20 protein-coding genes are annotated in these 22,017 nt (G+C 41.0%); 16 read left to right on the forward strand and 4 right to left on the reverse strand.

Annotated elements, in window-relative coordinates; genetic code table 11:
- Window positions 1-6: 6 nt before the first annotated feature.
- Window positions 7-1,608: a CTP synthase gene (locus tag ISX59_RS12070; RefSeq protein ID WP_005806541.1), complete on the reverse strand. Its 1,602-nt coding sequence runs from the start codon at window positions 1,606-1,608 to the stop codon at window positions 7-9.
- A gap of 382 nt (window positions 1,609-1,990) precedes the next feature.
- Between ISX59_RS12070 and ISX59_RS12075 the strand changes: the two genes are divergently transcribed.
- The 10 genes from ISX59_RS12075 (at window position 1,991) to galE (ending at window position 10,966) form a co-directional block, all read left to right on the forward strand.
- Entirely contained in the window at window positions 1,991-3,421 is a 1,431-nt protein-coding gene (locus ISX59_RS12075; RefSeq protein WP_220575932.1) for a DUF3078 domain-containing protein, read from the forward strand.
- Window positions 3,422-3,541: 120 nt separating this feature from the next.
- Window positions 3,542-3,946, forward strand: coding sequence for a hypothetical protein (locus tag ISX59_RS12080; RefSeq protein WP_005778212.1), 405 nt, complete (start codon window positions 3,542-3,544; stop codon window positions 3,944-3,946).
- Window positions 3,947-4,198: 252 nt separating this feature from the next.
- On the forward strand, window positions 4,199-4,618 hold the full coding sequence (locus ISX59_RS12085; protein ID WP_005778211.1) for a SoxR reducing system RseC family protein: 420 nt from the start codon (window positions 4,199-4,201) through the stop codon (window positions 4,616-4,618).
- 5 nt (window positions 4,619-4,623) lie between these two features.
- Complete coding sequence (locus ISX59_RS12090; RefSeq protein ID WP_005778209.1) at window positions 4,624-5,496, forward strand: Fe-S cluster domain-containing protein; 873 nt, start codon at window positions 4,624-4,626, stop codon at window positions 5,494-5,496.
- Window positions 5,497-5,532: 36 nt separating this feature from the next.
- A complete protein-coding gene (rsxC, locus tag ISX59_RS12095) occupies window positions 5,533-6,870 on the forward strand; it encodes an electron transport complex subunit RsxC (RefSeq protein ID WP_005806533.1) in 1,338 nt (445 codons plus the stop codon).
- A 5-nt stretch (window positions 6,871-6,875) separates the two neighbouring features.
- The gene (locus ISX59_RS12100) at window positions 6,876-7,868 is read left to right on the forward strand and encodes an RnfABCDGE type electron transport complex subunit D (protein ID WP_032540529.1); all 993 of its coding nucleotides are present in this window, start codon (window positions 6,876-6,878) and stop codon (window positions 7,866-7,868) included.
- Window positions 7,865-8,539 (forward strand): RnfABCDGE type electron transport complex subunit G, encoded by a 675-nt coding sequence (locus ISX59_RS12105; protein WP_044300231.1) that lies wholly within the window; start codon window positions 7,865-7,867, stop codon window positions 8,537-8,539. Before ISX59_RS12100 ends, ISX59_RS12105 begins: the two co-directional genes overlap by 4 nt.
- A 17-nt stretch (window positions 8,540-8,556) precedes the next feature.
- Window positions 8,557-9,144, forward strand: coding sequence for an RnfABCDGE type electron transport complex subunit E (gene rsxE / locus ISX59_RS12110; protein WP_005778200.1), 588 nt, complete (start codon window positions 8,557-8,559; stop codon window positions 9,142-9,144).
- 11 nt (window positions 9,145-9,155) lie between these two features.
- Entirely contained in the window at window positions 9,156-9,728 is a 573-nt protein-coding gene (gene rsxA, locus ISX59_RS12115) for an electron transport complex subunit RsxA (RefSeq protein ID WP_005778198.1), read from the forward strand.
- 203 nt (window positions 9,729-9,931) lie between these two features.
- Window positions 9,932-10,966 (forward strand): UDP-glucose 4-epimerase GalE, encoded by a 1,035-nt coding sequence (gene galE / locus ISX59_RS12120; RefSeq protein ID WP_005778195.1) that lies wholly within the window; start codon window positions 9,932-9,934, stop codon window positions 10,964-10,966.
- Between the two features lie 306 nt (window positions 10,967-11,272).
- Here galE and ISX59_RS12125 read toward each other — a convergent pair whose 3' ends face one another.
- The 3 genes from ISX59_RS12125 to ispE form a co-directional block, all read right to left on the reverse strand.
- Complete coding sequence (locus ISX59_RS12125) at window positions 11,273-12,532, reverse strand: DUF4934 domain-containing protein (RefSeq protein WP_220575933.1); 1,260 nt, start codon at window positions 12,530-12,532, stop codon at window positions 11,273-11,275.
- 135 nt (window positions 12,533-12,667) lie between these two features.
- Window positions 12,668-13,912 carry a DUF4934 domain-containing protein gene (locus tag ISX59_RS12130; protein WP_220575934.1) on the reverse strand — a complete coding sequence of 415 codons (1,245 nt, stop codon included), beginning with the start codon at window positions 13,910-13,912 and terminating at the stop codon, window positions 12,668-12,670.
- Between the two features lie 22 nt (window positions 13,913-13,934).
- Entirely contained in the window at window positions 13,935-14,759 is an 825-nt protein-coding gene (gene ispE, locus ISX59_RS12135) for a 4-(cytidine 5'-diphospho)-2-C-methyl-D-erythritol kinase (RefSeq protein WP_032530668.1), read from the reverse strand.
- 180 nt (window positions 14,760-14,939) lie between these two features.
- Between ispE and dnaB the strand changes: the two genes are divergently transcribed.
- The 6 genes from dnaB to ISX59_RS12165 all read left to right on the forward strand — a co-directional run.
- Complete coding sequence (gene dnaB / locus ISX59_RS12140; protein WP_032530667.1) at window positions 14,940-16,487, forward strand: replicative DNA helicase; 1,548 nt, start codon at window positions 14,940-14,942, stop codon at window positions 16,485-16,487.
- A gap of 30 nt (window positions 16,488-16,517) precedes the next feature.
- Window positions 16,518-16,847 carry an L-rhamnose mutarotase gene (locus tag ISX59_RS12145; protein WP_005778184.1) on the forward strand — a complete coding sequence of 110 codons (330 nt, stop codon included), beginning with the start codon at window positions 16,518-16,520 and terminating at the stop codon, window positions 16,845-16,847.
- Between the two features lie 4 nt (window positions 16,848-16,851).
- Window positions 16,852-19,701 carry a bifunctional fucokinase/fucose-1-phosphate guanylyltransferase gene (locus ISX59_RS12150; protein WP_032542581.1) on the forward strand — a complete coding sequence of 950 codons (2,850 nt, stop codon included), beginning with the start codon at window positions 16,852-16,854 and terminating at the stop codon, window positions 19,699-19,701.
- Window positions 19,702-20,842: 1,141 nt separating this feature from the next.
- Window positions 20,843-21,361, forward strand: a complete 519-nt coding sequence (gene upeY, locus ISX59_RS12155; protein ID WP_005778177.1) for a capsular polysaccharide transcription antiterminator UpeY — start codon at window positions 20,843-20,845, stop codon at window positions 21,359-21,361.
- Between the two features lie 35 nt (window positions 21,362-21,396).
- Window positions 21,397-21,867, forward strand: a complete 471-nt coding sequence (locus tag ISX59_RS12160) for a UpxZ family transcription anti-terminator antagonist (protein ID WP_220575935.1) — start codon at window positions 21,397-21,399, stop codon at window positions 21,865-21,867.
- Window positions 21,868-21,890: 23 nt separating this feature from the next.
- Window positions 21,891-22,017 (forward strand): sugar phosphate nucleotidyltransferase (locus ISX59_RS12165; protein ID WP_250727506.1); only part of this gene is annotated, 127 nt, incomplete at its 3' end.

A 22,017-nucleotide genomic window follows, 5' to 3' on the forward strand; every position in this document is an offset into this window, starting at 1 on the left:
GTGATTTTACTTATCGATTGCAGCCTTAATGAACGATACGAACAACGGATGCGGGTGTAGCACCGTACTGCTGTATTCCGGATGGAACTGCGTTCCGATGTACCATTTCAATGTAGGGATCTCTACAATCTCTACCAGGTCCGATTCCGGATTGATACCTACACATTTCATGCCGGCCTCTTCGAATTGCTTGCGATAGTCGTTGTTGAATTCGTAACGGTGGCGATGACGCTCCTGAATATGTTCTTGTTTATAAGCTTCGTATACTTTAGAGTCTTTTTTCAAGACGCATTCGTAAGCACCCAGACGCATTGTACCTCCCATATTGGTGATGGCCTTCTGCTCTTCCATGATGTCGATAACGTTATGTTTGGTCTTTTCGTCCATTTCAATAGAATTGGCATCGGCATAACCCAGTACGTTGCGGGCAAATTCGATGGCCATGCATTGCATACCCAGACAGATACCAAAAGTCGGAATGTTATGTTCGCGGGTGTACTTGGCAGCTACGAACTTACCTTCGATACCACGTGAACCGAATCCCGGACAGATAACTACTCCGTCTACATGTCCCAGCTGTTCGTCCACATTGTCCGGAGTGAGGTGTTCGGATGATACATATTCTATTTTAACTTTACGGTCATTATAAGTGGCAGCCTGTGACAGTGATTCCAGGATAGACTTATACGCATCCTGCAGTTCAACGTATTTACCTACCATTGCAATAGTCACCGTTTCGGTAGCATTGGCACGACGGTTCAAGAAGTCTTTCCAAGGTCCCAACGGCGGACGTTCGCCCACAGGTAAGCCCATTTTCTGAAGTATGGTTTCGTCCAAGCCTTGTTCCTGCATCAACAGGGGTACTTCATATATAGTTGAAGCATCGATTGACTGAACGACCGCATTCTCGGCAACATTACAGAACAATGCCACTTTCTTACGCAGGTTGGCGTTCAGGTCATGTTCGGTACGAAGCACCAGAATATCCGGTTGCACTCCGAGTGACTGCAATTCTTTTACAGAGTGTTGGGTCGGTTTGGTTTTCAGTTCTTGAGCGGCAGACAGGAAAGGTACATAAGTTAAATGCACGCACAACGCATTCTGTCCCAACTCCCATTTCAACTGACGGATACTTTCCAGATAAGGCAAGGACTCGATGTCACCTACCGTGCCTCCGATTTCTGTAATTACAAAGTCGAACTTATACTTGTTGCCCAGCAACTTGACGTTACGCTTGATTTCATCCGTGATGTGGGGAATGACTTGAATGGTTTTTCCCAGATAGTCTCCACGGCGTTCTTTATCAATGACACTCTTATAGATACGGCCTGTAGTGATATTGTTGGCCTTTGTAGTCTGGATGCCCAGGAAACGTTCGTAGTGTCCTAAGTCAAGGTCGGCTTCATGGCCGTCTACAGTCACGTAGCATTCTCCGTGTTCATAAGGGTTCAATGTTCCCGGGTCAATGTTGATGTACGGGTCAAACTTTTGGATAGTTACTTTATAACCTCTTGCTTGCAGCAATTTACCGATGGAAGATGAAATGATACCTTTTCCTAAAGAAGAGGCAACACCACCGGTTACGAAAATATACTTTGTTTCTCCCACAGCTATAACTGTTTTAATAATTTGTTTCTAAATCGTTTGATTTGAATCTTAAAAACCGCAAAATTACAAAAAAATGGGGAAGAACAGATGCTTTCTACAAAACAAATTTATTAAAAAATGCAATTCCGGGTTCCGAAATGTTTGGACGACAAAAAGTTGTATGCCTCTAACGGATGAATGGGGCTTTATCCGTGTGGTGGCATAAGTAGCATAAACCTGTCTACAGGATAAATCCGTGTAGCTCATGCATGCCATACAAATTCCGGTAAAACAGATCGGTTGTTTCATCGATCCGTTTGATCGGTTATTCCTATTAAAAATGAGCGAATTTTATGTAATCTAAACTATTTAATGTAAATTTGCCCTCAAATTTGTTATAAAAATGAAGACTAGTCACATCTCAACATTAGCATTTGCAATCCTGTTTTCTTCGTCAGTGATGGCGCAGAAGACGATAAAACCGGTTTCCGAGACAGTGCAAAATGAAGTGAAAGCTGATACACTTTCCGAGGTGCTTCAGCAGTACCTTCTCCTGAAACTGAATCTGGATGGTCCGAAGCCCAAGATGGATACAGTGTCCATCTTATATAATAATTATATAGGAGAGTTGGAATACCTCAATGATCCTTCAGTACCTATGCGTTATGTGAAAACAGATCCGGATTACTACCGCCTGTTTGTTCCGCTAACTTATTATTATTCGCCTATTGCGGAATATTCTACTATGCGCTGGAAATTTAAAGAGCCTTTTACTGCACCTTCTCTTAATGAGCAGTTATCACCGTGTGACACTTTGCAGTTTACCAAAATCAAGAGATCGGCCCGGCTGGTAGATGCTGCTTTGATGGATTTATACCTGAACCATCCCAATTTGGTTGTTACTACCGAAGATCATATAATGAGCCGTAAATTGTATCATGGCAATAAAAAGATTGAAATTCCGAAGACGGAAGTGAAAAGCCTGTTCCGTGCAGATAAGGTAGAAGAGAATGTAGGTGAAGCAGAAATGGTAATTTCGAAACCTAACTGGTGGGTGACGGGAGGTAACGGTTCGCTTCAAATTACTCAGAACTATATATCGGACAACTGGTATAAAGGTGGTGAGAGTAACAATGCTGTAATGGCTAATTTACAGTTGTTTGCCAATTACAATGACCGTGAGAAAGTGCAGTTTGAGAATCTGTTGGAGGCTAAATTAGGATTCAACTCTTCTCCATCGGATGAATATCATAAGTATCTGGTCAATACCGACCAGTTGCGCTTGTATTCCAAATTAGGTATCCAGGCTGCACATAATTGGTACTATACTATCACCGGTGAGTTTAAGACTCAGTTTGTTAAAGGTTATAAGGCTAACAGTGAAGAACTGGTTGCTGCTTTCCTTGCTCCTGCCGATGTGATTGTCAGTGTCGGTATGGATTATAAGCTGAAAAAGAAAAAATTCAACCTTTCCGTATTCATGTCTCCATTGACCTATAACCTTCGTTATATTGGTAACAAAAATGTGGACGAAACCAAGTTCGGACTGGATAAAGGTAAATGTTCAAAGAATGACTTTGGTGCACAGGTACAACCTACCATTTCATGGACCATTATTCCGTCCATTGTAGTCGATTCCCGTCTGAACTATCTGACTAACTATAAATGGGTACGCATTGAGTGGGAAAATACTTTCAATTTTGTATTGAACCGTTATCTTTCTACTAAGCTTTTTGTGCATGCACGCTTTGATGACAGTGCAAAGCCGACCACCGGTAGCAGTTATTTCCAGTTGAAAGAGTTGCTCAGTTTTGGTCTGAACTATAAATGGTAAAGGAATAGTTGACACAAAGATAAATATGGGGCCGGCTGGAGTTTTCAGTCGGCTCTGTTGTTTCCGGTAGTGCAAATTTCATCGCTGTAATTAAAATGTTATACTTAAAGAAAGCGCCTTATGATTAAACAAGATTATCTGATACGAATGATTCAGGAAATCATTTCATTAATTGTTAATATGATTTTGAATAAAAAGAAGTTTCGTAAGGATGAATGGACAGAGTACGACTGTCTTACACGACAGATTTTAGGACTTCCTCAGGAGCAGTTGCAGAGTATGAATCCGGATGAACTGATTGACCATTATGAAGGAGATCCTAACCGGATGGGAAAGATAGAACTGGCTGCCATGACCCTGCTGAAGATTTCGGATGAGATGGAGTCTAATATTTTGCAAAAGTCTAAACTGCGCCAGGACGGGCTCACTTTACTGAAGTATGTTCAGAAAGAAAGCAGCACTTTTTCCATTCAACGGACAGATTTGATTCGGATGATTGAGATAAATGAATGTTTGAAGATGTAAAATAAGGAAATGAACAGAAAGTGATAAAAGAATCGGTTTCTGTTTCTAATTTATTTTAAAATATCGGAGGATGATAACAATTTAGCAGTAAAGCAGGCAAAAAGCCTGCTTTTTCTGTTTCTACTCCTGATTAATGGAGTAAAAAAATACTTCAAAAAGAACTCTTATTGCGCTATAAAAAACATTCAAATACTTCGTAGTTCTCAAACTTATGCTTAAATTTGCCGCAATTTGTAATGTGCAGTTTGCAAAATGACTAATATAATAACTCATCAAGGTATTGTGGAAAACATAAGTGGTTCTCAGGTTTCTGTGAGGATCATCCAAACATCGGCCTGCTCAACTTGCAGTGTCAAGGGACATTGCTCTTCGGCAGATAGCAAAGAGAAGGTAATTGAGATTACCGACACTTCATCTGTATGGAAGGTAGGTGACGAGGTGACAATTATTGGTGCTACTTCCATGGGTATGCAGGCTGTATTTCTGGCCTTTGTTATTCCTCTCTTTCTTTTAATTCTCGGCCTTTTCGTTTTCAAGACAGTTCTTCATAGTGAACTATATGGAGCGCTTGCTGCTTTAGCGGTGCTTGTTCCTTATTATTATATAATATGGCTGAACAGAACTCGGTTGAAACAAAAATTTTCTTTTACTATAAAACCAATAAATAACTAAAAATTATGAATTTGATTCTGATTGCAGTGATTTCTTTGGGAGCTATTGCGCTTGTACTGGCTGCGATATTGTATGTTGCTTCCAAGAAATTTGCCGTGTACGAAGACCCACGAATTGCCCAGGTATCCGAAGTGTTGCCTCAGGCTAACTGCGGTGGATGTGGTTATCCGGGTTGCAGCGGATTTGCTGATGCTTGCGTCAAAGCCGGTTCGCTGGAAGGTAAGTTTTGTCCGGTAGGCGGACAACCTGTGATGTCGCAGGTTGCTTCGATCCTCGGGCTGGACGCCGGAACTGCAGAACCGATGGTGGCAGTGGTTAGATGTAACGGAACCTGCACGAACCGTCCGCGTACAAATATGTATGACGGTGCAAAGAGTTGTGCTATTGCCGCTTCGCTTTATGGTGGAGAAACCGGCTGTAGCTATGGGTGTCTGGGATGTGGCGATTGTGTGGCTGCTTGCCAGTTTGATGCTATTCACATGAATCCCGAAACAGGACTTCCTGAAGTGGATGAAGAAAAGTGTACAGCCTGTGGTGCTTGCGTCAAAGCTTGTCCGAAAGCGATAATCGAACTTCGTGCTAAGGGCAAAAAATCCCGCCGCGTATATGTATCTTGTGTCAATAAAGACAAGGGGGCTGTTGCGCGTAAAGCTTGTACGGTAAGTTGCATCGGTTGTGGTAAGTGTGTCAAGACTTGTCCGTTTGAAGCAATCACACTTGAGAACAATCTTGCTTACATTGACTACAACAAATGTAAGTCTTGTCGTAAGTGTGTTGAAGTTTGTCCCCAGAACACTATCATCGAGTTGAATTTCCCTCCGCGCAAACCCAAAGAGGAAGCACCTGTTGCCGAAGCTGCTAAAACAGCTGAAGCTTAAGAAAACGAGTAATAAACAGATAAAATACAGAATTGTATGTTGAAGACATTTTCAATTGGTGGTGTTCATCCACACGAAAATAAACTGTCAGCACATCAACCCATTATTACGGCGGAAGTTCCGGCAAAAGCTGTGATACTTTTGGGGCAGCATATCGGTGCACCTGCTAAGCCTATTGTGGCAAAAGGTGATGTGGTGAAGGTGGGCACTAAAATAGCCGAAGCCAATGGCTTTGTTTCGGCTGCCATTCACTCTTCTGTCAGTGGCAAAGTCGCTAAGGTTGATTCAATCGTCGATGCGAGTGGTTATGCCAAACCTGCTATTTTTATAGATGTAGACGGGGACGAATGGGAAGAATCTATCGATCGCAGCCCTGAACTGGTGAAAGAGTGCGAATTGACTTCGGAAGAGATTGTGAAGAAGATAGCCGATGCCGGTATTGTTGGTTTGGGAGGAGCTTGTTTCCCCACTCAGGTTAAACTCTGTCCGCCTCCTTCATTTAAAGCAGAATGTGTTATTATAAACGCTGTAGAGTGTGAGCCTTATTTAACCGCCGACCATCAGTTGATGTTGGAGCATGCCGAAGAGGTAATGGTAGGAGTTTCCATTCTGATGAAAGCCGTAAAGGTAAATAAGGCATTTATCGGTATTGAAAACAATAAACCCGATGCTATTGAGTTGATGACAAAAGTTGCATCCAGTTATGCTGGTATCGAGGTTGTACCTTTGAAGGTGAAATATCCGCAAGGAGGTGAGAAGCAGCTGATCGATGCTATAACCAAACGTCAGGTTGCGAGTGGTGCACTACCCATCTCTACAGGAGCGGTTGTTCAGAATGTAGGTACAGCATTTGCAGTATACCAGGCTGTGCAGAAAAATAAGCCTTTGTTTGAACGTGTGATTACGGTGACCGGTAAATCGGTTGCTAAACCTTCCAACTTCCTGGCACGTATCGGAACTCCGATGCAACAACTGATTGATGCCTGTGGCGGTTTGCCCGAAGACACCGGAAAGGTAATTGGAGGCGGCCCGATGATGGGTAAAGCATTGGTTAATACCGATGTTCCTACTGCTAAGGGAAGTTCCGGAATTTTGATTATGAACCGGAAAGAGGCTAAACGCGGAGAAATACAAAATTGCATCCGTTGTGCGAAGTGTGTAAGTGCCTGTCCGATGGGACTGGAACCATATCTGCTTTCCGCTTTGGCCGAGAACACAGAATTTGAAAGAATGGAATCAGAAAGAATCATGGATTGTATCGAGTGCGGTTCTTGCCAATTCACTTGTCCTGCCAATCGTCCGTTACTCGACTATTGTCGTTTGGGTAAAGGAAAAGTTGGTGCCATGATTCGTGCACGTCAAGCTAAAAAATAATAAGTATGGAAAATAAATTAATCGTATCATTATCGCCTCACGTTCATGGTGGAGACAGTGTACAGAAAAATATGTACGGTGTGTTGATCGCACTGATTCCTGCCTTCATCGTTTCGCTCGTATATTTCGGACTGGGTGCGTTGATTGTCACAGCGACTTCTGTGATAGCCTGTCTGTTTTTTGAATGGGCAATCGGTAAGTTCTTGCTGAAGAAAGAAACCACTACTATTTGTGATGGGTCTGCTATCATCACAGGGGTGTTGCTGGCATTCAATCTTCCGTCGAACCTGCCTATTTGGATCATTATTTTAGGTGCTTTATTCGCTATTGGTGTCGGTAAGATGTCATTTGGCGGATTGGGAAATAATCCGTTTAACCCGGCATTGGCAGGACGTGTGTTTCTGTTGTTATCATTCCCTGTGCAAATGACTTCGTGGCCGGTGGTTGGTCAGTTGACTGCCTATACTGATGCTACTACCGCTGCTACTCCGTTAGCCTTGATGAAACAAGCCGTTCATGGTGATGCCTCAGCTTTTAGCCAACTTCCTGATGCCTGGAATTTGTTCATTGGCAATAATGGCGGATGTTTGGGCGAGGTGAGTGCAGCTGCTTTGATTTTGGGCCTCCTCTATATGTTATGGAAGAGAATCATTACATGGCATATTCCGGTATCTATTCTGGCCACTGTATTTGTATTCTCAGGCATTATGTACCTGGCCAATCCGGAAGCTTATGCTTCTCCGGTAATCCAGTTGCTTTCGGGAGGTCTGATGCTGGGTGCCATTTTTATGGCGACTGATTATGTGACTTCTCCGATGAGTAAAAAAGGTATGCTGATTTATGGTGTTTGCATCGGTTTGCTGACAGTTGTTATCCGTTTATTCGGTGCATATCCGGAAGGTATGTCATTTGCTATTCTGATTATGAATGCATTCACTCCGCTAATCAATACATATTGTAAACCAAAACGCTTTGGGGAGGTAGCGAAGAAGAAATGAAAAAGTTAGAATCATCATTGAAAAATATGTTGCTGGTACTCACGGGAGTAACAGCTATTTCGGTAGCTCTGCTGGCTTATGTGAATGAGTTGACCAAAGGGCCTATTGCAGAAGCAAATGCAAAAACACTGAATGAGGCTTTAAAAGAAGTCTTACCCGAATTCACGAATAATCCGGTTGCAGAGTGTGATACTATGTTTAGTGAGAAAGACGGTAAGAAGGTTGTTGACTTTATTATTTATCCGGCTAAAAACGGAGAACAATGGGTCGGGACGGCGGTTGAAGCTAAATCGATGGGATTTGGCGGAGAGCTGAAAGTACTGGTTGGTTTTGATGCCGAAGGCAAAATCTATAACTATTCATTGTTGTCACATGCCGAGACTCCCGGGCTTGGTTCAAAAGCGGCCGATTGGTTTAAGGAAGGCAATAAAGGTAGTATTAAAGGAATGAATCCGGGTGAGCAACCGTTAACGGTAAGTAAGGATGGTGGACAGGTAGATGCTATTACCGCTTCTACAATCACTTCACGCGCTTTCTTGAATGCCGTGAACGCTGCGTATGGTGCTTATAAAGGCAATGGCGATACTAACGGGACAACCGGTGCTTCTCAGAAAGCCGCTCCAGTACAGGAGTCTGAAACTGCGATTGTCGATTCAGTAGTTATTAAATAAGAAAGGAGTATAAAGATATGAATAACTTTAAAGTATTGATGAATGGGATTGTTAAAGAGAATCCGACATTTGTGCTCCTGCTTGGTATGTGTCCTACATTGGGTACGACTTCTTCGGCCATTAACGGTATGGGTATGGGACTTGCCACTATGTTTGTTTTGATTTGCTCTAATGTGGTGATCTCGTTGATAAAGAACTTGATTCCGGACATGGTACGCATTCCGTCATTCATTGTGGTAATCGCGTCTTTTGTGACTTTGCTTCAGATGGTGATGCAGGCTTATGTCCCTGGATTGTATGCTACATTAGGGCTTTTTATTCCGTTGATTGTTGTGAACTGTATTGTATTGGGACGTGCAGAAGCATTTGCAGCTAAGAATAATGCTCTTTCGTCCATGTTCGACGGAATTGGTATGGGACTGGGCTTTACGATTGCTCTTACATTGTTGGGAGCTGTCCGCGAGTTTCTGGGTACAGGTAAGATATTCAACTTGTCAATCATCCCCGAAGAATATGGTATGCTTGTCTTTGTTCTTGCTCCGGGTGCGTTTATTGCATTAGGATATCTGATTGCGCTGATTAACAGCCTTAAGAAAGCAAATTAAAATAAACGATTATGGAATATATATTGATATTTATCTCGGCAATCTTTGTTAATAACATTGTGTTGTCGCAATTTCTGGGAATCTGTCCGTTTCTGGGTGTTTCCAAGAAAGTGGATACAGCGTTGGGTATGAGTGCAGCGGTGGCTTTTGTGCTTACCATTGCCACAATCGTAACGTTCCTGATCCAGAAGTTTGTGCTCGATGCTTTCGGATTGCAGTACTTGCAGACTATTACGTTTATTTTGGTCATTGCGGCACTGGTCCAGATGGTGGAAATTATTCTAAAAAAGGTTTCCCCTGCACTTTATCAGGCACTGGGCGTATTCCTTCCCTTAATTACGACAAACTGTTGTATTTTGGGTGTGGCTATTCTTGTTATCCAGAAAGATTATGATTTATTGACGGGAGTTGTCTATGCATTCTCTACTGCTATCGGTTTTGGCTTAGCCTTGGTGCTTTTTGCCGGACTCCGTGAGCAAATGAGCCTTGTGAAAATTCCCGAAGGTATGAAGGGAACTCCGATTGCTTTAATTACAGCCGGATTGCTGGCTATGGCATTTATGGGATTCTCCGGAGTGGTATAAATCCTGACGACAAACAACTGAAGGATGAGCGGCGGACAGGCTATCGTTAAGGTAGTTCTTCCGTCGCTTTTTCTGTTATTTTGTCTTAATGCACATTTCCATCATGAAATAATATTCGTTTTTTGTGCATTTATCTAAATTTATTTTGTTACATTTGCAAACACTTTACAAGAAAACCGAAAAAACTAACCATTATACACGTTATGAAAGAAAGAATTTTAGTAACAGGCGGAACCGGATATATCGGCTCTCATACTGTAGTAGAGCTGCAAAACAGTGGATACGAAGTAATCATCATTGATAACTTATCTAATTCAAATGCTGATGTAGTAGATAACATCGAGAAAGTATCAGGTATTCGTCCTGTTTTTGAGAAACTGGACTGTTTGGATTTTAACGGTTTGGATGCCGTGTTCAATAAATATAAAGGTATTAAGGCAATTATTCACTTTGCAGCCAGCAAGGCAGTAGGTGAATCTGTAGAAAAACCATTGCTGTACTACCGCAATAATCTGGTTTCTTTAATCAATCTGCTTGAGCTGATGCCAAAACATGGTGTAGAAGGTATTGTATTTTCTTCTTCATGTACTGTATATGGTGAACCGGATGAATTACCTGTAACAGAGAATGCTCCGATTAAGAAAGCTACTTCTCCCTATGGAAATACAAAACAGATTAACGAAGAGATTGTCAGGGATACTGTAACTTCAGGTGCTCCGATAAATGCTATTTTGTTGCGCTACTTTAATCCGATCGGTGCTCATCCAACAGCATTATTGGGAGAACTTCCTAATGGCGTACCACAAAATCTTGTTCCATATTTAACCCAGACAGCTATCGGAATTCGTGAAAAACTGAGCGTGTTTGGTGATGATTATGATACACCCGATGGTTCATGTATCCGTGATTTTATTAATGTTGTAGATCTTGCCAAAGCACATGTGATTGCTATCGCACGTATTCTTGAAAAGAAACAAAAAGATAAAGTTGAGACTTTCAATATCGGTACAGGTCGTGGAGTTTCGGTTCTTGAACTGATCAACGGATTTGAGAAAGCTACAGGCGTAAAACTGAACTATCAGATTGTAGGGCGCCGTGCCGGTGATATAGAAAAAGTGTGGGCTAATCCTGATTATGCAAACAATGAATTAGGATGGAAGGCACAGGAAACTCTTGAAGATACACTGCGCTCTGCATGGGCTTGGCAGTTGAAACTTCGTGAAAGAGGTATCCAATAAATTAGAATATTGTTTTAATTAACATATAAGAAATGAACAAATGTTTTTATACATTTGTTTATAGGATGCAAATCGGCCTGATGCTGTTTATGTGTATGTGAATATCCATAATTGGTACTTATGCCTCCCCGGCATAGACAGGTAAGATTGCATAGTAGTTTTGTCGTGTTTTATTTTGTGTTTGTGTTGTGACAGTACTACGACGTGAGTCGTGGTACTGTTTTTTTATTATGAACTTTATTTGATTTATCTTCTTCCGCTTTGTCAGATTATTGTCTGAGAACAAAATGTGATTACACTTTTAAATCACTTTACCAATACTACTACCGGATTCGATTCTTCATTCAATTCTTTTAAGACACTTAGTTCTTTCTCTATTTTTATTTCAGGATGTTCCTCCAGCCAGCTAAGAATGTCGTCTGCCTGGACTAAAGAGGCATATTCTCCTTTTTCATTAAAGAAAGTAGGGTTGAAAGGCATAAGCTGAGTTAAGTCATCGATGAATTTATTATCAGCTAAAGCTATATGGGTTACCTTCGTCTTTTTATCATAAATTCCATTGTATAAAACAGGCTTTTCTGTGTATAGTCCTCTGATAAATTGGAAATAGAGTAATTTGTTATTCTCTATTGCATAGCTGACCAGGATACGGTCACTATTGTTTTCCGAAAGTGTTCGTTCTTCTGCCGGCCAATGATATTTGCCGGTATTGAATATCATGTGTTTTTCCAATTGATAATCTTTCAATGTATAAATGGTGTCAGTAAACAATTCCTTGAAACGGATTTCATTATTATTTTTCCAAAGTGCCGTATGATTAGGCACACAAATGCTCTGCTTTCCATTACGGTATTGTATGTGGATGATACCACCTAACAGTCCGAATCCTTTGCGTACGGAAATACTGCTAATATCGTCTACCTGCCCTGTACCTAATTCAGGTATAATATTAGGGATTGTATCTATAAAATTGCCTTTTTCAGAAAAGTATAATACCGAACTGGGACATTTCTGACCCAAACCACCTACATAATGTCCTACAATAATAGAATCACAAAATATAAATCCGTTGAGTCCGGGACGATTTATTTGAATACTGCCGGTTGAGGTTTCCGGAGTGGGAATGGTAATGATTCCCGCAAATTTACCTTTTTGGTCATATTTTACCAGTTGACTAGGTTCACGGTTAAAATATAACAACTGGTTTTGTGGATTCAGATATCCATTAGTACTATTATAAGCCTCCGGATCATCTCCTCTATGTCCTACGGAGCAAATAAACTTTCCGGTTTGCTTATCAAACAACAAACATTGTTTCCCATTATGGATCATAATCTTATCATCCAAAAGTTTAACTTCCGGAAAATCTCCGATTAAACAAGAGTCTGTTGTTTCTAAAGGGATGTATTGGATTGTTTTTCCAAGATCAGATACTTTGAGCTCTGCCAGTTTTTCTATTCCTTCGGCAATATCTATCTGATTGATTTCCGAGGTTTGCTGTGTTCTATTGCAAGAAGGCAATAATAATAGGGCGAAAATGCCACATGGTACAATTTGTCTCTTCATGTTTTTATCATTTATTTTAGGTTATAAAATACCTGTTGTTCGTTATGAAGGACAAATAAACTAAATATTTTAGTGATTAAACTATTTGTTGTAGTTAAATAACCAAAATATTTAGTTTTTTGATTCTTGAAAAATCTATTTCATAAAGATGACTACCGGATTAGATTCCTCGTTGATCTCTTTTGCAAAAGCAAACTTGCCATTTGGTTTAATTTCCGGATGCTCTTCCATCCATTCTAAAACACTACTTGCCTGAATAAGATCTACATATTCATTATCAGCATTACATCTACGGGGATTCAGAGGCATGAAGTTATCAATATCGTTCATAAAACTCTGTCCTTTGCTCACTTGAGTCGTTTGAGTGTTTTTATTGTATATGCCGGTGTATACCTCATCTCTCTGCCTGAACTGGAATATGATGATTGAAGCACTTTCCATCACATGATCGATTTTAATTCTTTCATCATTTTTCTTTTTCTGGTATCTTTCTTCTACCGGATAATGATATTTTCCTGTATTGAAAACCAGATAAGGATGTGACTTATTTCCGGATAAGGTGTAGATTGTGTCCAGATAAGCTTCTTTAAAACGTACTTTTCCATCATGTTTCCATAATGTAGAAAGCATCCGTGGAGATTCAATGACCTCATCACTGTTAAAGTATGCTATTATCATGCCATAGATCCCCATGTTGCCGTAGAACTCTCGTGCTTTTTCATTCTTTAATATGTTTATTCGTATTGTATTTATGGCTACGGGTATAACTGGCAGTAGAGATGGGATACTGTCTAATATTTCCCCCTTTTTGTCAAGGAGGAGAAAAGGGGGCTTCTTTTCCGTTCCTTTTATCGGGAAAAGGTCGGATTGGTAACTGATGATTAATGAATCTGTGAAAACAAAGCAAGCAGGATTTCTTGGGCCTAAGCTTTTGGAAACCTTAACTTCGCCTAAATAATTACCTTTCAGATCGTAGCGCATTAAACTACCGTTCCACCCGACAAAATATAGTTCTTCTGCCACATCATCGATCCAGAAAGTCGCTTCACTATATCCTCCCGGATCGTTACCTACATGTCCGATAGAACGTATGAATTTGCCGTTGGTTTTATCGAAGACTAAGCATTGCTTGTTTGTGCTAACGATAATGTTGTTTTTATAAACTTGTATATCCGGATTGTTATTGATCAGACAACTGTCTGTGGTTTCTAATGCTATATAATTGATTTCCTTTAGAAAATCGGAAGCTTTAAGTTCCGTTGGATTTTTAATTTTTCCAACAATATCTATCTGTCCGGGCGCTTTCGTTTCTCCTGATGGAGAGGTACAAGAGGCTAATAAAAGCATAGCACATCCGTATGCCAATAAGTAGTTTTTCATTGTATTATAATTTATGATGGGGCTATTTCAATTTCGTTTGAAAACAGAATGCCTGGCCGAAATCTAAATCTGCTATTTCTTCTTCAGGGTTGAATAAACCGAAGACAGATGAACCGGAACCAGACATGGCAGCATATACGGCTCCTTTGCGGTAAAGTTCTTTTTTGATATCTTCGATTACAGGGTACTGTGGGAAGACACTTTCTTCAAAATCATTCAGCATGTTGTCTTTCCATTCGTTTACCGGACGTTTGATGATTTCTTTTAATGAATGTTCGGGATGGCGGGGCCTAATGAATGAAAAAGCTTCCCGCGTCGAGACAAAGATATCGGGTTTTACAAGTACTAACTGATACCCTTTCAGTGATAAATCGACAGGGGAAAAGACATTTCCGATACCTTCTGCGAAAGTTGGTTTGTTTTTTATAAAAAAAGCGCAGTCTGCTCCTAACATGGCAGCATATTCTTCCAGTTTCTCGTCTGTCAGATGCAGGTGAAATTTTTCATTTAGCAGCTTCAGCATGAAAGCAGCATCTGCAGAGCCACCTCCTAATCCGGCACCCGAAGGAATGTGTTTGTACAAGTATATATCTATCGGGGGTAATTGAAATTCCCGATCAAGTAAAAGATAAGCTTTTACTACCAGATTGTTTTCGGGTTCTCCACTGATTTCAAGACCGGATTGATGCAAAGCAAATTTCTGTTTAGAGTCATTCAATATTGTAATTTCCAGAGCATCTTCCAGAGGTACAGGATAGAACACTGTTTCCAGGTTATGGTATCCGTCCGGACGTTTTTCAGTAATGTTCAGCCCCAGGTTTATTTTGGCATTCGGAAATGTAATCATGTCTTTGGACTATTAATGATTCGTGGTTAATGATTAATGCTATCTAATGGACGCAAAGTTAAATAAATAATTCAGATTTGATAATGGAAAATTGATAATAGAGAATTATCTTTGCCTACATTTTGTGGATGTATACAACTTAATCCACTATTCATTTTCTATATTTCAATAAAAAAACAGATGGCCGAACAAAGAAGAAATACCCGTAGTACCACTAAGTCCAAGGTTCAACCCGTAAATGATTATGGGCGTATCCAGCCGCAAGCGCCGGAACTGGAAGAAGCTGTGCTCGGGGCCTTGATGATTGAAAAAGATGCTTATTCGCTGGTGAGTGAGATTCTCCGTCCGGAATCGTTTTATGAACATCGGCATCAGTTGATTTATGCTGCTATTACCGACCTTGCCGTTAATCAAAAACCGGTAGATATTCTGACAGTAAAAGAGCAACTCAGTAAGCGTGGCGAATTGGAAGAAGTCGGAGGACCATTTTATATTACTCAATTGAGCAGTAAAGTGGCATCTTCTGCTCACATTGAATATCATGCTCGTATCATAGCACAAAAATATCTGGCAAGAGAACTTATAACTTTTACAAGTAATATTCAGAGTAAGGCGTTTGATGAGACTCTTGATGTAGATGATCTTATGCAAGAAGCTGAAGGAAAACTCTTTGAGATTTCGCAGCGGAACATGAAGAAAGACTATACGCAGATCAATCCGATCATAGCGGAAGCTTACGAACAGATTCAGAAAGCCGCCGCACGTACCGATGGTCTGAGCGGATTGGAGAGTGGATATACCAAACTGGATAAGATGACTTCCGGATGGCAGAAATCCGACTTGATAATTATTGCAGCCCGTCCGGCCATGGGTAAAACGGCTTTTGTACTTTCAATGGCTAAGAATATTGCCGTGAATTTTAGGAATCCGGTAGCCTTGTTTTCTCTTGAAATGAGTAACGTTCAGTTGGTCAATCGTCTGATCTCGAACGTTTGTGAAATTCCGAGTGAAAAAATCAAGAGCGGACAATTGGCAGCTTATGAATGGCAACAGCTCGATTATAAACTAAAGGATTTGCTGGATGCACCGCTTTATGTGGACGATACACCTTCACTTTCCGTATTTGAACTTCGTACCAAGGCGCGTCGGTTGGTACGTGAGCATGGAGTGAGAATTATCATCATTGACTACTTGCAGTTGATGAACGCCAGCGGTATGGCATTCGGCAGCCGCCAGGAAGAGGTCAGTACCATTTCACGTTCATTGAAGGGACTTGCCAAGGAGTTGAATATCCCGATTATTGCTCTGTCACAGTTGAACCGTGGTGTCGAGAGTCGTGAAGGACTTGAAGGAAAGCGTCCTCAGTTGAGTGACCTTCGTGAATCCGGTGCCATTGAGCAGGATGCCGATATGGTGTGCTTCATTCACCGTCCCGAATATTACAAGATATTTCAGGATGATAAAGGAAACGATCTCCGTGGAATGGCCGAAATTATTATCGCTAAACATCGTAATGGTGCAGTTGGCGATGTTCTGTTGCGATTCAAAGGTGAATATACCCGTTTCCAGAATCCGGATGACGATATGGTGATTCCGTTGCCTGATGCAGGAGCTATGTTGGGGTCGCGCATGAATAATACCGGGAGTGTACCTCCGCCTCCAGCTGAATTTGCCCCTCAGGGAGGTAATCCGTTCGGAGGAAGCAATGACGGACCTTTGCCTTTTTAGAAATAAGATATTTATTTAATTTATAATACCATGAAAAGATATTGCCAAACACTCGAATTGTACGACGATTCGGAATTGATTCGTGCTTATGTTGCAGAACATCAGCATGTGTGGCCGGAAATTAAAGCAGGTATCCGTGAAGTCGGGATACTCGATATGCAGATTTATATCCACGAACATACTCTCTTTATGATTGTCGATACGGTAGATGAATTCGATTGGATAAAAGATAACGAACGTCTGGCTAAACTGCCTCGGCAGGCTGAATGGGAAGCTTATATGTCCCGTTTCCAGCGTTCGTTGCCAGGACAAGCATCACACGAGAAATGGAAAATGATGGAACGTATATTTAAACTCTGACGATATGCAAAAACTACTATCTTTGCCTCCTAATCTGGTTCAGTCCTTTCATGAATTAGAGCGGGTAAACCGTACCGATTGGTTTTGTACTTCCGATCCGGTAGGCAAAAAACTTGGTTCCGGAGGTGGAACAGCTTGGTTACTGAAAGAATGTTATAACGAATTTGCTGACGGGATCTCTTTTTCCGGGTGGCTGGGAAAAGAGAAAAGAATTCTGTTGCATGCAGGCGGACAAAGCCGTCGTCTGCCCGGTTACGCACCATCGGGCAAGATACTGACACCGGTTCCTGTGTTCCGATGGGAGAGGGGGCAACACCTTGGGCAGAACTTGCTTTCCTTACAGTTGCCTCTGTATGAAAAGATCATGTCTTTAGCTCCGGAAAATCTGCATACATTGATTGCGAGCGGTGATGTATATATTCGTTCGGAGAAGCCTTTACAAACCATTCCGGATGCAGATGTAGTTTGCTATGGACTATGGGTTGATCCTTCATTGGCCACTCATCATGGTGTATTTGCTTCCGACCGGAAACATCCTGAAAAACTTGACTTCATGCTCCAAAAACCTTCTTTGGATGAACTGGAGTCATTGTCAAAGACTCATCTTTTTCTGATGGATATTGGCATCTGGCTTTTGAGTGACCGTGCTGTGGAGGTGTTGATGAAGCGTTCCTATAAAGAGAATTCTGAGGAACTGAGATATTACGATCTTTATTCCGATTTTGGATTGGCTCTTGGCGCACACCCGTGCATTGAAGATGAAGAGGTGAATACTTTGTCGGTTGCTATTTTACCTTTGCCCGGGGGAGAGTTTTATCATTATGGTACCAGTAAAGAGCTGATTTCTTCCACTCTTTCTGTGCAGAATAAAGTGTACGATCAGCGTCGTATCATGCATCGTAAAGTAAAACCCAATCCGGCTATGTTTGTCCAAAATGCTGTAGTGCAGATACCTCTCTGTGCAGAAAATGCTGATTTATGGATTGAAAACAGCCATATAGGGGCTCAGTGGAAGATAGCTTCACGACATATCATAACCGGTGTACCGGAAAATGACTGGACATTGACTGTTCCTGCCGGAGTGTGTGTAGATGTGGTTCCGATGGGAGATAAGGGCTTTGTTGCCCGTCCATACGGTCTGGACGATGTTTTCAAAGGAGATTTGAGAGATTCTAAAACAACCCTGACGGGTATTCCTTTGGGTGAATGGATGGCGAAACGTGGTCTTTCATATACAGATTTGAAAGGACGTACGGACGACTTGCAGGCTGCTTCTATATTTCCTTTGGTTAAATCTGCTGAAGAATTGGGATTGGTGTTGAGGTGGATGCTGTCCGAACCTGAGTTGGAAGAGGGAAAGAGCATTTGGTTACGTTCCGAACGTTTCTCTGCAGACGAGATTTCGGCAGGTGCCAATCTGAAACGTTTGTATGCACAGCGTGAAGAGTTTCGGAAAGGAAACTGGAAAGCATTGGCCGTTAATCATGAAAAAAGTGTTTTTTATCAGCTCGATCTGGCCGATGCGGCCGAAGATTTTGTACGTCTTGGTTTGGATATGCCTGAGTTATTGCCTGAGGATGCTCTGCAGATGTCACGAATCCATAACCGGATGTTGCGTGCGCGTATTTTGAAATTAGATGGGAAAGACTATCGTCCGGAAGAACAGGCTGCTTTTGATCTGCTGCGCGATGGATTGTTGGGCGAGATCAGCAACCGCAAGAGTGAACCAAAACTGGATGTATATTCCGATCAGATTGTTTGGGGACGCAGTCCTGTACGTATCGATATGGCAGGAGGGTGGACCGACACTCCTCCTTATTCACTTTATTCGGGAGGAAACGTTGTGAATCTGGCCATTGAGTTGAACGGACAACCTCCCTTACAGGTTTATGTGAAGCCGTGCAAAGACTTCCATATCGTCCTGCGTTCTATCGATATGGGTGCCATGGAAATAGTATCTACGTTTGATGAATTGCAGGATTATAAGAAGATCGGTTCACCATTCTCTATACCGAAAGCCGCTCTATCGTTGGCAGGCTTTGCACCTGCGTTTTCTGCTGTATCTTATGCTTCATTGGAGGAACAGCTTAAAGATTTCGGTGCAGGTATTGAAGTGACTTTATTGGCGGCTATTCCGGCAGGTTCCGGCTTGGGTACAAGTTCTATTTTAGCTTCTACCGTACTTGGTGCCATTAACGATTTCTGTGGTTTAGCCTGGGATAAGAATGAGATTTGTCAACGCACCCTTGTTCTTGAACAATTGTTGACTACCGGTGGTGGATGGCAGGATCAGTATGGAGGTGTGTTGCAGGGTGTGAAGCTTCTTCAGACCGAGGCGGGCTTTGCTCAAAGCCCATTGGTGCGGTGGCTGCCCGATCATTTATTTACGCATCCTGAATATAAAGACTGTCACTTGCTTTATTATACCGGCATAACTCGTACGGCAAAAGGAATCTTGGCAGAAATAGTCAGTTCCATGTTCCTCAATTCATCGTTGCATCTCAATTTGCTCTCGGAAATGAAGGCACATGCATTGGATATGAATGAAGCTATACAGCGTGGAAGTTTTGTTGAGTTTGGCCGTTTAGTAGGAAAAACCTGGGAACAAAACAAAGCATTGGATAGCGGAACGAATCCTCCGGCTGTGGAGGCAATTATCGATCTGATAAAAGATTATACTTTGGGATATAAATTGCCGGGAGCCGGTGGTGGCGGGTACCTATATATGGTAGCGAAAGATCCGCAAGCTGCTGTTCGTATTCGTAAGATACTGACAGAAAACGCTCCGAATCCTCGTGCACGCTTCGTTGAAATGACGCTGTCGGATAAGGGATTCCAAGTATCACGATCATAAAATCATTATTAGTCGACGGGAGGTAAATACTTTATCTCTTGTCGACTTCCTTTTCTATTCCTCATTAAGTTTGCCTCTTCTGTTATTCTGATAGTAAAATAGAGATTCTGATATCTTTAAGTCTGCTTTTTTCTTGTTTTAAAAACTCTGTTGTCTTGAGAAAGTGATGAAATAGCAAGTGATGGAGCATTAACTTGCCTTTAATTCGTTTCTTCATACGTGTACTCTTCATACGATGTTAACTTCGTCTTTGCAAAACATTAACTTCTTGTGAAGAAGAAGTTAGTTATAAGAAAATACGAAGTTAACTTCGTATAGTTACGAAATTCATTTTTATTGAAAATTCTCCTACTTTTTGCCTAACGGTTTCATTTATTGAACAAAAACTATAGAATTCTTTTCTGTAACATAGGTCAATATGAATCATTCCTGAATGTTATTTTGGAGGTATAGGATGCCTTTGCCGTTGCTTACTGATTGAAATTAGTACATGTTTATTGAACTTGTGACTGGTGATCTGATTTATTTGGTGGAGATATGATATTGGTGAAAATGGAATCCTGGTGTTTTTTATAACAACTAAGTCAGTGGTCCGTAAATAAGGGATTCCTGAAGTTACTCAAAATACAATGTGACAGAATGCTTTTGGGAGTATATAGTTTCTAAACCTTTATAGATAGAATAATGAAGATTTTATTTTGTTGGGTAATTTGTTTATTATCAGTATATTATGTGGTAAACGTAAAAAGAACAAAAAGAGTAAATTCTTTGGTAATTAACTGATATTCAGTAGTGAATGTGTTTCAAAAGACGTTCGTCTTTTGAAACATCAATTATGGAGATAAAAGACCACATGCAAAATAAGTAAAAAGCTGTTTTTATTACCAGATTATTATCTGATAATCAGCATATAAAGAAGTATATTTACTTTTTCATCTAAAAATATTTTGTACATCAAAATTTAGTTTATACCTTTGTGCTATTAAACGAACGTCTTTTGAAACATCAATTGATCGAATCCGTTCGTTTCCACCTAAAATAAGTCATAAAAAATCTTGCAGTTTGGCTGAGAAAAAGAGTCTCACCCAACTGCGAAGCATACCCGGACTTAAGTAAATCACTCAGGAATATATCCTTCTAAATGTCTCAACAACAAGAATATTGGTTCGCTGCCCGTACCCGTAAGGATCAGGAGCTTACTACTCGTGACGCATTAGAGAAAATAGGCGTCGAGTACTTTTTGCCGACCCAATTTGTCATTCGTCAATTGAAATATCGCCGGCGTCGTGTAGAAGTTCCTGTCATTCGTAATCTTATTTTCGTACATGCTACCAAAGAGTTTGCTTGTGCTATTGCCAACGAATACGGGGTTCGTCTTTTCTATATGCGTGATTTTGACACTAAGAGTATGCTTATTGTTCCCGATAAGCAGATGAAAGATTTTATGTTTGTCATGAATCTCGACCCTGCTGCTGTTATCCTCAACGATGATTGTTTCGCAGTTGGCACCAAAGTACAAGTTATCAAGGGAGATTTTTGTGGAGTTGAAGGTGAACTGGCCAGTCTTTCTAATCGTACTTATGTCACTATCCGTATTCGTGGCGTTTTATCTGCCAGTGTCAAGGTTCCTAAAAGCTACCTTCGCATTCTCGCACCGTAATCAGTAATATTTTATCATATAAAATGAATACTCTTATGACCCAGATTCATGAGCTGCAACATGTGGCTCACGAATTATTGTATTTGGGCGCTGACGGTTCTCCTATCTATGCCGACAGTTTCCGTCAATTAAACACTGAAGTGCTTCAAAAATCTGATGCTTTGTTTGCTTTGAAAGGAGAAAATCCGGAAGAAGAAGCACGACTTTGCCTGGCTCTCTTGATGGGCTACAATGCAACAATCTATGATTATGGCGATAAGGAATCTAAGAAACAGGTTATTCTGGATCGTTCCTTGCTTGTGTTAGAGTCTCTCCCGTCTTCTTTGCTCAAGTGTCAGCTTTTGACATATTGTTATGGAGAAGTTTTTGAAGAAGAGTTGGCAAAGGAAGCTCATGCAATTATAGATTATTGGGATAATAAAACTTTATCGATAGATGAACAGGAGGCTGTAGATATGCTGAAGATGATAGAGGAAAATCAGTATCCAAATAGTTCTATTGATTAATATTTGATCTGTAATCTATTATCATGAAAGGCATTGTTTTAGCTGGAGGTTCCGGCACTCGTTTATATCCGATCACTAAAGGAGTAAGTAAACAGTTACTTCCAATTTTTGATAAACCGATGATTTATTATCCTATCTCAGTACTTATGT

It is taken from the genome of Bacteroides sp. FSHCM14E1 (assembly GCF_019633785.1).
Lineage (GTDB): Bacteria > Bacteroidota > Bacteroidia > Bacteroidales > Bacteroidaceae > Bacteroides > Bacteroides hominis.

Bases quoted from the DNA above. Each gene is read 5' to 3' on its own strand.
- ISX59_RS12090 (WP_005778209.1), top strand. From the start codon at position 4,624: ATGAATTTGATTCTGATTGCAGTGATTTCTTTGGGAGCTATTGCGCTT.
- rsxA (WP_005778198.1), top strand. From the start codon at position 9,156: ATGGAATATATATTGATATTTATCTCGGCAATCTTTGTTAATAACATT.
- ISX59_RS12085 (WP_005778211.1), top strand. From the start codon at position 4,199: ATGACTAATATAATAACTCATCAAGGTATTGTGGAAAACATAAGTGGT.
- galE (WP_005778195.1), top strand. From the start codon at position 9,932: ATGAAAGAAAGAATTTTAGTAACAGGCGGAACCGGATATATCGGCTCT.
- ISX59_RS12130 (WP_220575934.1), bottom strand. From the start codon at position 13,912: ATGAAAAACTACTTATTGGCATACGGATGTGCTATGCTTTTATTAGCC.
- ISX59_RS12105 (WP_044300231.1), top strand. From the start codon at position 7,865: ATGAAAAAGTTAGAATCATCATTGAAAAATATGTTGCTGGTACTCACG.
- dnaB (WP_032530667.1), top strand. From the start codon at position 14,940: ATGGCCGAACAAAGAAGAAATACCCGTAGTACCACTAAGTCCAAGGTT.
- upeY (WP_005778177.1), top strand. From the start codon at position 20,843: ATGTCTCAACAACAAGAATATTGGTTCGCTGCCCGTACCCGTAAGGAT.
- ispE (WP_032530668.1), bottom strand. From the start codon at position 14,759: ATGATTACATTTCCGAATGCCAAAATAAACCTGGGGCTGAACATTACT.
- rsxC (WP_005806533.1), top strand. From the start codon at position 5,533: ATGTTGAAGACATTTTCAATTGGTGGTGTTCATCCACACGAAAATAAA.
- ISX59_RS12160 (WP_220575935.1), top strand. From the start codon at position 21,397: ATGACCCAGATTCATGAGCTGCAACATGTGGCTCACGAATTATTGTAT.
- rsxE (WP_005778200.1), top strand. From the start codon at position 8,557: ATGAATAACTTTAAAGTATTGATGAATGGGATTGTTAAAGAGAATCCG.
- ISX59_RS12125 (WP_220575933.1), bottom strand. From the start codon at position 12,532: ATGAAGAGACAAATTGTACCATGTGGCATTTTCGCCCTATTATTATTG.
- ISX59_RS12150 (WP_032542581.1), top strand. From the start codon at position 16,852: ATGCAAAAACTACTATCTTTGCCTCCTAATCTGGTTCAGTCCTTTCAT.
- ISX59_RS12075 (WP_220575932.1), top strand. From the start codon at position 1,991: ATGAAGACTAGTCACATCTCAACATTAGCATTTGCAATCCTGTTTTCT.
- ISX59_RS12100 (WP_032540529.1), top strand. From the start codon at position 6,876: ATGGAAAATAAATTAATCGTATCATTATCGCCTCACGTTCATGGTGGA.
- ISX59_RS12080 (WP_005778212.1), top strand. From the start codon at position 3,542: ATGATTAAACAAGATTATCTGATACGAATGATTCAGGAAATCATTTCA.
- ISX59_RS12145 (WP_005778184.1), top strand. From the start codon at position 16,518: ATGAAAAGATATTGCCAAACACTCGAATTGTACGACGATTCGGAATTG.